Origin of the sequence: Ornithinibacter sp. (assembly GCF_035443565.1) — a bacterium.
GTDB lineage: Bacteria > Actinomycetota > Actinomycetes > Actinomycetales > Dermatophilaceae > Fodinibacter.
Map to the genome: position 1 here is coordinate 1 of NZ_DAORSO010000052.1, position 10776 is coordinate 10776.

The 10776-nt window shown below is 72.8% G+C and carries 11 protein-coding genes; 1 reads left to right on the forward strand and 10 read right to left on the reverse strand.

Translation table 11 applies throughout. From position 1 onward, the window contains the following. Nucleotides 1-9: 9 nt before the first annotated feature. From PLL68_RS07595 to PLL68_RS07620, 6 genes are all read right to left on the reverse strand, one after another. Nucleotides 10-369 (reverse strand): OB-fold nucleic acid binding domain-containing protein, encoded by a 360-nt coding sequence (locus PLL68_RS07595; RefSeq protein ID WP_324533165.1) that lies wholly within the window; start codon nt 367-369, stop codon nt 10-12. Continuing rightward, nucleotides 369-1184, reverse strand: a complete 816-nt coding sequence (locus PLL68_RS07600; RefSeq protein ID WP_324533167.1) for a DUF3710 domain-containing protein — start codon at nt 1182-1184, stop codon at nt 369-371. The genes PLL68_RS07595 and PLL68_RS07600 overlap by 1 nt, the downstream gene beginning before the upstream one ends. Before the next feature lie 37 nt (nt 1185-1221). Beyond that, nucleotides 1222-1686 (reverse strand): dUTP diphosphatase, encoded by a 465-nt coding sequence (dut, locus tag PLL68_RS07605; RefSeq protein ID WP_324533183.1) that lies wholly within the window; start codon nt 1684-1686, stop codon nt 1222-1224. Further along, nucleotides 1674-1973: a DUF4193 domain-containing protein gene (locus tag PLL68_RS07610; RefSeq protein ID WP_159899566.1), complete on the reverse strand. Its 300-nt coding sequence runs from the start codon at nt 1971-1973 to the stop codon at nt 1674-1676. Before PLL68_RS07610 ends, dut begins: the two co-directional genes overlap by 13 nt. A gap of 147 nt (nt 1974-2120) precedes the next feature. After that, nucleotides 2121-2996: an inositol monophosphatase family protein gene (locus tag PLL68_RS07615; RefSeq protein ID WP_324533170.1), complete on the reverse strand. Its 876-nt coding sequence runs from the start codon at nt 2994-2996 to the stop codon at nt 2121-2123. Further along, on the reverse strand, nt 2996-4105 hold the full coding sequence (locus PLL68_RS07620; RefSeq protein ID WP_324533172.1) for a ferrochelatase: 1110 nt from the start codon (nt 4103-4105) through the stop codon (nt 2996-2998). The genes PLL68_RS07615 and PLL68_RS07620 overlap by 1 nt, the downstream gene beginning before the upstream one ends. Between PLL68_RS07620 and sepH the strand changes: the two genes are divergently transcribed. Next, nucleotides 4104-5420: a septation protein SepH gene (gene sepH / locus PLL68_RS07625; protein WP_324533173.1), complete on the forward strand. Its 1317-nt coding sequence runs from the start codon at nt 4104-4106 to the stop codon at nt 5418-5420. The genes PLL68_RS07620 and sepH overlap by 2 nt on opposite strands. A 16-nt stretch (nt 5421-5436) precedes the next feature. On the opposite strand, the gene PLL68_RS07630 is transcribed toward sepH, so the two are convergent. The 4 genes from PLL68_RS07630 to PLL68_RS07645 are packed head-to-tail and all read right to left on the reverse strand — an operon-like array spanning nt 5437 to nt 10642. Next, complete coding sequence (locus PLL68_RS07630) at nt 5437-6126, reverse strand: thymidine kinase (RefSeq protein WP_324533174.1); 690 nt, start codon at nt 6124-6126, stop codon at nt 5437-5439. Between the two features lie 11 nt (nt 6127-6137). Continuing rightward, a complete protein-coding gene (locus PLL68_RS07635; protein ID WP_324533175.1) occupies nt 6138-7319 on the reverse strand; it encodes an alkaline phosphatase family protein in 1182 nt (393 codons plus the stop codon). Nucleotides 7320-7327: 8 nt separating this feature from the next. Next, nucleotides 7328-7927 carry a DUF5998 family protein gene (locus tag PLL68_RS07640; protein ID WP_324533176.1) on the reverse strand — a complete coding sequence of 200 codons (600 nt, stop codon included), beginning with the start codon at nt 7925-7927 and terminating at the stop codon, nt 7328-7330. A 48-nt stretch (nt 7928-7975) separates the two neighbouring features. Then, entirely contained in the window at nt 7976-10642 is a 2667-nt protein-coding gene (locus tag PLL68_RS07645; RefSeq protein ID WP_324533177.1) for a bifunctional acetate--CoA ligase family protein/GNAT family N-acetyltransferase, read from the reverse strand. Between the last annotated feature and the right edge of the window lie 134 nt (nt 10643-10776).

Sequence of the window (10776 nt, forward strand, 5' to 3'; positions counted from 1 at the left end):
CAGCGGCGCTCACGCGGTCGGCACGATCTCGTAGGCCGGGTTGAAGATCGTCGGCACCCCGCGCACCTCGGCCACCCGGCCGCGCGCCCGCAGGAACGTGCCCGGCTCGATGCCGGCGATGCTGCGGCGACCGATCCACACGAGGTTGACCGACCCGTTGCCGTCCCACACCTCCGCGACGAGGGCGGGTACGCTGCGCCGCGGCGGCAGGGTCACGGTGCGCACGGTGCCGCACACACAGGCAGGATGCCGAGGAGCCAGGGCCGTGAGGTCGTCACCACCCGCCGTCTCGGACTGGGTGCGCAGGACATCGGCCTGGTGCTCGACCGAGGTCTTGCCCAGGTCCTCGAGCAGTTGGCGCAGGCCCATCACCGCACCTCGGTGATCTCAGGCCCTCGCGTGAAGGGGTCGAGGGAGGTGCGCTCGGCCTCGTCTTCGGCGTCAGCCTCAGCCTCGGCAGCCTCGGCGGCGCGCTCGGCCTCGCGCGGCAGGGCCAACGGGAGCAGCTCGCGCGGGGCCATCGGCTCGGTACCGCGCACGACGACGGCCGCGCGCAGGACCTCGAGCAGCGGGGCCGCCGCGTCGTCGTCGATGGCGGCCCGACCGGAGAGCACCCCGCGCAGGAACCAGCGCGGCCCGTCGACCCCGAGGAAGGTGGCGGGCGCGAAGACGGTGCGACCGTTCTCGCCGCGCGACGGCATCCGCGTGCGCAGCTCGGTGCCGAGCGGGCCGACGCGCTCCTCCGCGGTGCCGCCCTGCGCCTCGATCGCGGTCACGAGCTCGGCACGGATCTCGTCCCACAGGCCACCCGAGCGGGGCGCAGCGAACGCCTGCACCTGAAGCGCGGAGTCACCGATCACGGCCATCGCGGCGTTGACCTGCTGGGTGTTCTGGTCGACCTCGAGGCGCAGCTCCATGCCGGGAACGCCCTGCATCCAGAGTGCGCCGAGGTCGACCCGACCCCCGCGGCCGTCGACCTCGCTCGCGTCGAACGGGCCCTCGCTGCGGTCGAGCACCACGGATGCCGTGCGCGTCACCGCGTCGTCGCCCGCCGCGTCACCGTCGGCCTGCGTGCCGTCCGCGTCGGTGTCGACGGGGTCCTGGCCCTCCAGCGTCTCGACGCCGTCGACCTCGCCGGCACGACCTGCGGGGTCGGACTTCTTGGAACGCTTGAAGATGCTCACGGGGGTCGTCCTCGAATCTGGTCTGGAGTGCTGCGGGTCAGGCGGGCTGGTACGAGCCGAAGCCGCCCGTGGACCCGTGCCCAGTGTCCCCCCGGTCACTCTCCGGAAGCGAATCCGCGACCTCGAAGGTCGCGTGCACGTAGTGCTGCACGACGAGCTGGGCGATGCGGTCACCGACCTGCACCGTGAACGACTCGCGCGGGTCGAGGTTCACGAGGTTGACGTGCACCTCGCCGCGGTATCCCGAGTCGATGGTGCCTGGGGCATTGACCACGGTGACGCCGTGCCGGGCCGCGAGGCCCGAGCGCGGGTGCACCAGCCCGACCGTGCCCGGCGGGAGCGCCAGCGCGATGCCGGTGGGCACCAGCGCCCGCTCCCCCGGGGCCAACGTCACCTGCGCGACGCTCGTGAGGTCGGCACCGGCATCCCCCTGAGTGGCGTAGAGCGGCAGGCGGGCGTGCGGGTGCAGCCGGCGAACGGCGACGGTGCTCAGGCTGCGCACTCCCGGCACACGAGCACGCCACCCTTGTCGGTCGCGAGCTGGCTGCGGTGGTGCACGAGGAAGCACCGCGAGCAGGTGAACTCGTCAGCCTGGCGCGGCAGGACCCGCACCGAGAGCTCTTCGCCGGACAGGTCGGCACCGGGCAGTTCGAAGCCCTCGGCCTGCTCGGTCTCGTCGACGTCGACACTCGAGGCGCGCTTGTCGACGCGCCGGCTCTTCAACTCCTCGATGGAGTCCTCTGACAGCTCGTCGTCAGTCTTGCGCGGTGCGTCGTAGTCGGTTGCCATTGCCTGTCGTCCACCCTTCGTCGTGTCCCGGGACCCTCAGAACGCATCAGGTTCCGATTTTGTGCCCGGGCTGCGCCGTGCGCGGCGATTGTGCACCATCGACGGCACAAAAGCCATGTCGTCCCAGCGGGCAGGAAGAAACCGGCCTCAGTCCACCGAGCCGACGTGCCGGGCCGACAGCTCACGCACGAGCGGACCGAACTGCGCCGCCAGCCCCGGAGCGGCCCCCCACACGAGGTCGCGCGTGAGGACGTCACCGACCGGGCCGCCGAGCACGGCCCCGGCCTCACGGGCGACGAGCTCCCCGGCGGCGCGGTCCCACGGGTTGAGGGCGCTCTCGTAGTAGGCGTCGAGGCGGCCCGCGGCGAGGCCACACAGGTCGAGGGCGGCCCCGCCGTGGCGGCGGATGTCTCGCACCCGCGGCAGGAGGTCGACGAGCAGTTCGGCCTGTCGCCGGCGCAGGTCGGCGGCGTAGCCGAACCCCGTGCCGACGAGGGCGTGCGCGACGTCGGTGGCGGCCGTGGTGCGCAGGGTGCGCGTCCCGGCATCCGTCGTCAGTCGCGCTCCCCCGCCGAGGTGCGCATGGAAGAGCTCGCCCGACTCAGGGTTCAGCACCGCGCCCGCCACCGGCTGCCACGCACCGGCCACGGCAGGGTCCCCCACGACGACGGCGACGGACACGGCGTACGCCGGGATGCCGTAGAGGTAGTTGACGGTGCCGTCGATCGGGTCGATCACCCAGGTCAGCCCGCTGGTGCCGGTCGAGCCGCCCTCCTCCTCACCGAGGACGGCGTCGTCGGGGCGGGCCGCGGCGAGCAGCTCGATGATGAGCTCCTGGCTGCGCTGGTCCATGACGGTCACGGGATCGGTCGCGCTCGACTTCGACGACACGCCCAGGTCGACCGGCCGCTCGTCGACGACGAGTCGCCCGGCGGCCCGCGCGACCGTGCAGGCGATCTCCTCGAGCACGGCGGCGAGGCCGACTGACACATCGGATGCCGTCGCCGCGGGATGCGTGGTCATCAGTCGCTGCCGCACAGGGCCGGCTTCACGGCGCGCAGGTTGGGGCAGCAGCCCGGGGCGCACACCGAGGGACGCACGTCACCGGGCACCCACGTCTCGGGCAGGACGACCTCGCCGCGGGCCTGGGCCGCGCGCTCGAGCAGCAGGTCGACCAGACCCTCGACGAACAGGTCGTCGGTGCCCGGCGTCGCGACCCGCACGAACGGCATGCCGACCTTCTGCGCGGTCTCGGCCGCCTCGGTGTCGAGGTCGTGGACGACCTCCATGTGGTCGGAGACGAACCCGATCGGTGCGACGACGACCGCGCTGACCCCACCCTCGGCGGCGAGCTCCTCGATGCGGTCGTTGACGTCGGGCTCGAGCCACGGCTGGCCGGGGCGACCCGACCGGGAGCAGAAGACGAGCTCACCCTCGACGTCCAGGCCGAGCTCGGCGTTGACCTCGTCGGTGAGGCGGCGCCCCAGCCGCACGTGCTGGTCGACGTAGAGGTTGCCCTCGCCGTCGCCCGGGCCGGACGTGTCGTCCATGGCCGTCGGGATGGAGTGGGTGACGTAGAGGATGCGCGCGCTCGCCGGCTCGGGCAGCTCAGACAGGGCCGCGACGAGGGCCCGGCGCCACGCCCTCCCGACACCCGGGTGCCCGGAGTACGGGCGCACCTTGTCGATGACGAGGCCGTCGGCGGCCGGGCCGACCTCGTCGACCGCTGCCGCGAGGTCCTCGCGGTACTGACGGCACGAGGAGTAGCACGAGTAGGCGCTGGTCACCAGGGCGAGGACCCTGGACGCCCCCTGGTCCAAGGCTTCGTGGACCGCTCCGGCGAGGAACGGCTCGGAGTTGCGGTTGCCCCAGAGCAGCGGGGTGGAGATCTCGCGGCGATCCAGTTCCGCCCGCAGGCGCGCGAGCAGGTCTCGGTTGAGGTCGTTGATCGGGCTGCGCCCGCCGCGGGCGAAGTAGTGCTCACCGACCTCCTCGAGGCGGGCGTCGGGGATGTCACGGCCGGCCGTGACGCGGCGCAGGAAGGGCACGACCTCCTCGGGGGCCTCGGGGCCGCCGAAGGAGACGAGGAGGACGGCGTCGTACGGGGCGAGGAGGGACGCGGAGTCAGGCATGGGACAAGCGTATGCGGGCAATCCGGCGAGCCTCGGCGTGGGCTGCGACATCTGGCTGTCGGGCAGTGGCACAGTCGTCCTGACCACGAGCACCACCGGGAGCCCCCACATGCAGGACCTTCGACTCATCGGCGTCCACGAGGACGGCCAACACCTGCTGCTGGCGAACGCCGACGGCGGGCGCTTCCGGCTGCCCCTCGACGAGGCCCTGCGCGCCGCTGCCCGTCGTGACCGGCCACGGCTGGGGCAGCTGCAGATCGAGATCGAGGGGGGCCTGCGGCCGCGGGACGTGCAGGCGCTCATCCGCCGAGGACTGTCCGCCGAGGAGGTCGCCGACCGCGCCGGGTGGACTGTCGAGAAGGTTCGACGCTTCGAGGGGCCCGTGCTCGCCGAGCGCGAGTACGTCGCGGCCAAGGCCCGGCAGTGCGCCGTCGGATCCCGCGGCAACGGCCCACTCACGCTGGCCGATCGGGTTGCCGATCGCCTCAAGGACCGCGGGGTCGAGCGGGATGCCGTGGACTGGGACTCCGCGCGCGACGAGGAGGGCACCTGGCAGCTGAGCATGACCTTCAGCGCCGGAGGACGCCAACGCACCGCGACCTGGCGCTACGAACCGCTCGGCGGGTCGGTGACGGCCACCAACGACGAAGCACGGTGGCTGAGCGAGGACGCCACACCCGGGGCGATCCCCACCCCCCACCGGGCCGTCCTCGAGGGTGACCTGGACGTCTACGACATCGACGCCGACGGTGGCCTCGAGCGTGCTCCTCGGGAGCGCGGGCCCCGTGAACGCGGCCCGCACGACCCGATCGACCTCATGGCGGCCATGCGCGAGCAGAGTGCCCGGGGTCGAAAGCGCCGACGGTCCTCACCCACGCACACCCCCGGAGGTGACGGGCTGCACGGCGATGCCCTGCCGCTGGAGGACCTCCACCTCGACCCGACGTTCGTGCCGCCCCCGCCGCCTCCCGTCGCCGTGCCCGCAGAGGCCGTGTCCACCGAGACCGAGTCGCATGCGGATGCCCGCGGGGACACACCGGAGGCCGAGGACGACGTGACTTCGGACGCCGAGGAGTTCATCGTCCACGACCTGCCGGTCGATGACGCCGGCGAGGGCGATCCCATCGCTGACGACGCGGCATCCGACACTGACCTGGCGTCTTCCGAGGCCGAGCACACCGCCGACGACCCGGCATCCGAGCGATCCGGGCCCAAGCGTCCGCCGATGCGGCCGACGCCGTCGCGCAAGGGGCGCCCGAGCGTGCCGAGCTGGGACGACATCGTCTTCGGCACCAAGGGCAGCGGCCAGGGCTGACCCGGCCGACCGCGCGTCAGCCGAGGGAACGCGGCTGGGGCGGCACGGCGCACACGTCGAGGTCGAACGGCAGCGTGTCCGGCGAGAGGGCAGCGGCCCGCGCCGCGTGGCTGTTCATCCGCCGCATGTAGTGGCGGCGGCAGAGCACCTCGTACTCGACGAGCCCGACCGAAGTGCTCGCGGTGTCGCCGACGACGACCTGCTCCCCCTCGACGACCATCACCCCGTCGACGATGCGGGCGTTGTGGGTGGCCTTGCGCCCGCACCAGCACAACGCCTCGACCTGCAGCAGCTGCACCCGGTCGGCGAGCTCGATGAGCCGGCGCGACCCGGGGAAGAGCTCGGTTCGGAAGTCGGCGGTGATGCCGAAGGCGTGCACGTCGATGCCGAGCTCGTCGACGAGCCGGGCCAGCTGCTCGACCTGCTCGGGGGTGTAGAACTGCGCCTCGTCACAGATGAGGTAGTCCACCCGGACACCCTGGGTGAGCCGTTCGACGACGGCGTCCCAGAAGTCGAGGTGGTCGGAGACCTCGATCGCCGGGGTCGACAGGCCCAGCCGCGAGGAGAGCACCGACTCCCCCATGCGGTCGAGCTTGGTGAAGATCAGCCCCTGCCGGCCGCGGGCGGAGTTGTTGTGGTCCATCTGAAGGGCAAGGGTCGACTTGCCGCAATCCATCGTTCCGGAGAAGAACACCAGTTCAGCCACGAGGCGACACCCTAGGCGACGACGGCTGACGGCACGTGCACGACGGGAACCGACACCTCGTCGTCGCTGAGCGAGCCGTGCAGGCCGAGCAGCGCGAGCAGTTCGGACCGGGCGCGGCGGGAGTCCTCGACGGCGAACCGGCCCCGCATCGCGACGACGACGTCGCCGATCCGCGGCAGGTTCTCGGGCAGCACCGCGCCGAACCACCCGGCTGCGACGGCCTCCTCCCGGCTGCGGACCAGTGCCCGGTCGCCAAGATGCTCGGCCCAGGCTGCCCGGACGTCGTCAGCGGCGCCGGGTTCGACGTAGAGCTGTGGGGCCCGGGCCTCGGCACTGACGTGGCGCACCCCATGGGCCAGCACCGGCTCGTGGGCGACGTCGAGGCGCAGCTCGTGCGGGGAGTCGACCATGCCGTGGTCGGCCGTCACGGTGAGCGAGCAGTCAGCCGGCAGCCGGGCGGCGAGCCTGGCCAGTTCCCGGTCGACGGCCTCGAGCTCCTCGCCCCACTGCCAGGAGTCGCAGCCGTGCACGTGGCCGACCTTGTCGAGCTCACCCCAGTACAGGTGCACCAGGGTGCGCGGCGCAGCGCGGACGGCGGCGAGCGCGGCGTCGACCCGGGCCTCGAGGGAGGTCGCGGCGACGAAACGGCCTCCACGCAGTGCGGCCGTGGTCAGCCCGGATCCGTCGAAGTACGCCGGGCCGATGCGCACGACCTCGACGCCCTCGCGCTCGACGGCTTCGAAGACCGTGCCGTGCGGCTGCCAGAGGCGAGGGTCGGGCCCGTCCTCCCACGACAGCTCGTTGAGCAGCCGGTCGTGACCGGGTACGAGCACCTCGTAGCCGAGCAGCCCGTGGGCGCCGGCCGCCAGCCCGGTGCCGAAGGTGCCCATCGACGTGGCGGTGGTCGACGGGAAACCACTGGCGACCCTCTGGGTGCTCGCGAGCCTCGACCGCAGCCACGGCGCGTGGCCGGCCCGCCGGACCAGCAGGTCGTGCCCCAGCCCGTCGATGAGCACGACGACCGCCCGGCGGGTGGGTGGGAAGGCAAAGCCGTCGGATGCCGCCGGGTCACCTCCCGCTCGCGGCGTGCCCCACGCGACACCCAGGCTCCTGGCGACGCTGGGCAGCACGTCGGCCAGCGAGGGCGCGGACCCGACGGGTGCGGCCGCCGACGGGTCCCCGGTGGACGGCATCCGGGGGCTCAGGCCTGGCCGAGGGCCGCGGACAGGTCCCTCGCGAACGACAGCGCCTCCGCCAGGGCGTCCTCACCATCGGCTGCGGCCGAGATGCGCAGGGCGATGTCGTCACCGGTGATGGTGCCCTCGTAGCCGTGGTCGGCTTCGCAGTCGGGGTCGGCGCAGGAGGCCGGCACGAGGTCGAGCCGGGCCACCGTGCCCCACCCGAGGGTGAGGGTGATCTCGCGGCCGAGGCTGCCCGGGACGTACGTCGACGGGCTCTCGACGACGTGGGTCAGCATGACGCCGCGCACCGCGGACAGCGGGATCGACTCGGTGGTCGCGGTGGCGACGTCCTGCGGGGCGGGTGGCTCGTCGGCGTGGTCGTCGGCGTGGGCGATGAGCAGCCGGGTGGGGGTCAGCACGAGCACCGTGATGTGGCGGCGCACGACGTCGCGGTCAAAGGTGGTCTCGAGGTGGACGAGGTGGCTGTGGATCGGCTCGTGCACCAGGGCTGCGGCGACGACGTCGGCGACCAGGGCTGGGTAGTAGCCGGCCCGCACGATCGCGGCGGTGAGGTCCGCCGGGAGGACGGGGGCGTCGGGGGCAGGGCTCATGGGGTCCATTGTGCCCGCTGCCGGTGACAGCCACGTCAGCGAACGGCGTGGCCTGCGCTACGTCAGCGACCGGCGCCCCGGGTCGGTGCGGCGGGGTGCGGGGGCGAGCACGATCTCGGCGCCGAGCACCTCGACTCCCCCGGGGTGGGCGTTGACGGGGTTGAGCACGAGCGAGGCCACCTCGGCGAGGTCGTCGGCGAGCACCGAGACCCGCGCGATGAGGTCGGCCAGGGCAGCCCGGTTCACCGGGGTCGCCCCGCGGTGGCCGTGGAGCACCGGGGACGCCTTCACCGACGAGATGAGCTCGGAGACGTCGACGTCGGTGAGTGGCGGGATGCGGTAGCCGATGTCACCGAGCAGCTCGGTGGGCAGCCCGGCGACGCTGAAGCCGATGACCGGCCCGAAGAGCGGGTCCTCGTCGGAGGTGACGACGCAGGGCACCCCCGGGGTCGCCATGCGCTGCACGACCAGGCGATCCGCGTCCAGGGGTGCGAGCCGTTCGGTGAGCGACTCCCACGCGGCCCGAAGGGCGGCTTCGGTGCGCAGGTCGACGCGCACCCCGCTGGTGCCGCCCTGGTGGCGGACCATCGGCGCGGTCGACTTCAGCACCACCGGGTAGCCGACCTGCTCGGCCGCCGCGACCGCCTCGTCGACGGTGCTGACCTCCTGCTTGGTCCAGACGTCGATGCCGTAGGCCTGCAGGAGGGCGGTTGACTCGTCCGAGGTGAGGCGCCGCCCCTTGGGCTCCATCGCGAGCACCGTCTCGACGATGTCCTCCGCGATCCGCCGGTTGATGCCGGCCGGCGCCACGGGCACCCCGTGGTCCTTGGAGCGCCAGGCACCGTACCGGGTGGCCGCGGCCAGGGCGCGCACGGCATCCTCGGGCATCGCGTAGACGGGGATCGCCTGGGTCGAGCCACCCGTGCCGGTGACGGAGGAGTGCCCGTCGTCCACCCCGCGCATGCCGAGGAAGGTTGCGGCGCAGGGCTTGTCGGCACCGTGCGCCATGTCGCGCACGGCCGCGGCGACGTCCTCGTCGTTGGTCACCAGGGGCGGGATGAAACAGGTCAGCACGGAGTCGACCTTGGGGTCGGCGAACGCGGCCGCGAGCGCCGTGCGGAACTGGGCCGCGGTGGCCTCGCTCGGCAGGCTCACCGGGCCGTGGGCGACCTTCAGGCCCCAGCTGGTGCAGGCATCGGCGGTCAGCGTGCCGAGCGCGGTCGAGTTGCCGACGATGGCGACGCGGTCGCCGCGGGGAAGCGGTTGCGTGGCGAGCAGCTGGGCGATGTCGAAGAGCTGGTGGACGTTCTCGACGCGCAGCACCCCGGCCTGCTTGAGCATGGCCTTGAACACCGCCGGGCGGGCCTTGGTGCGGCGGACCCGGTGCCCCGGGGGCACCCCGAAGCGCGAGACGCCGGACTTCACGACGATGACCGGCTTGATGAGGGCGAGGTTGCGGGCGATCCGCGAGAACTTGCGCGGGTTGCCCATCGACTCGAGGTACAGGCCGACGACCTCGGTGTTGTCGTCGTCGATCCAGTACTGCATGAAGTCGTTGCCCGAGACGTCGACGCGGTTGCCGGCCGAGCCGAACGTCGAGATGCCGAGGTTGCGGCGCGCGGCCGAGGCGAGCACGGCGATCCCCAGGGCCCCGGACTGCGCGAACAGACCGACCCGCCCCACCGGTGGCAGCGTCATCGCGAGCGAGGCGTTGAGCCGCAGCGACGGGTCGTTGTTGATCAGCCCGAAGGAGTTCGGCCCGACGACCCGCATCCCCGCCCCGCGGGCCCGGCGCAGCAGTTCTGCCTGGAGGCGGGCGCCGTCACGGCCCTCCTCCGCGAACCCGCCCGAGACGACGAGCAGCGCCTTGACCCCCGCCTCGGCGCACTCGTCGACGACCTCGAGCACCGCGTGGGCCGGGACGGCGATGACCGCGAGGTCGACCCGTCCGGGCACGGCCGCCACCGAGGGGTAGGCGGTGCGCCGGCGCAGGGTGCGCACGTTGGGGTTGACCGGGTGGATCTCGCCGGTGAACCCGGCCGCGACGATGCGCTCGAGCAGCTGGCTGCCGATGGAGTTGCGCCGCCGGCTGGCGCCGATGACGGCGATCGTGCGGGGGTGCAGGATCGCGGCGACGCTCAGGGCCTCGGCCCGGTGTTCGCGTGACATGGCGACGGCCTTCGAGGAGTCGGTCGGTTCGATGTCGAACCCGACCTCGACGACCCCGTCCTCGATGTGCCGCGTCACGTCGTACCCGGCGTCGGAGAACACCGAGAGCATCTTGCGGTTCTGCGGCAGCACCTCCGCGGTGAAGCGGGTGATGCCGACGTCGCGCGCGATCGCGGCGAGGTGCTCGAGGAGCACCGATCCGATGCCCTTGCCCTGGTAGTGGTCACTGATGTTGAAGGCGACCTCGGCGCTGCGGGCGTCGATGCGGTCGTAGCGACCGATCCCGACGATGTCCTCGCGCAGCGTGACGACCAGGGCGACCCGGTCGACGTAGTCCACATGGGTGAAGCGGTGGACGTCGGCGTCGCTCAGCCGCCGCAGCGGGGCGAAGAAGCGCAGGTAGATGGACTCCTCCGACTGGCCGCTGTGAAAACGGTGGATGCCGTCGGTGTCCGATGGTCGGATCGGCCGGACGTGGGCGACGGTGCCGTCGCGCAGGACGACGTCGGCCTCCCACTCACTGGGGTAACCCGGAGGGAGCGGGTCGTCGTCCATGGGCACCATCGTGCCACCACGCGGGTCCCGCCGGACACACCCTCGGCACCCCCGGCACACTGGTGTCGTGGAGCTACGCGACGCAGTGCTGCGGCGGCGGATGGTGCGCCGGTTCGACCCGTCCGTCCCGGTCG

Coding starts and splice junctions, on each gene's coding strand:
- PLL68_RS07610 (WP_159899566.1), bottom strand. CDS start 1,973: ATGGCAACCGACTACGACGCACCGCGCAAGACTGACGACGAGCTGTCA.
- PLL68_RS07645 (WP_324533177.1), bottom strand. CDS start 10,642: ATGGACGACGACCCGCTCCCTCCGGGTTACCCCAGTGAGTGGGAGGCC.
- PLL68_RS07635 (WP_324533175.1), bottom strand. CDS start 7,319: ATGCCGTCCACCGGGGACCCGTCGGCGGCCGCACCCGTCGGGTCCGCG.
- PLL68_RS07595 (WP_324533165.1), bottom strand. CDS start 369: ATGGGCCTGCGCCAACTGCTCGAGGACCTGGGCAAGACCTCGGTCGAG.
- sepH (WP_324533173.1), top strand. CDS start 4,104: ATGGGACAAGCGTATGCGGGCAATCCGGCGAGCCTCGGCGTGGGCTGC.
- PLL68_RS07620 (WP_324533172.1), bottom strand. CDS start 4,105: ATGCCTGACTCCGCGTCCCTCCTCGCCCCGTACGACGCCGTCCTCCTC.
- PLL68_RS07640 (WP_324533176.1), bottom strand. CDS start 7,927: ATGGACCCCATGAGCCCTGCCCCCGACGCCCCCGTCCTCCCGGCGGAC.
- PLL68_RS07615 (WP_324533170.1), bottom strand. CDS start 2,996: ATGACCACGCATCCCGCGGCGACGGCATCCGATGTGTCAGTCGGCCTC.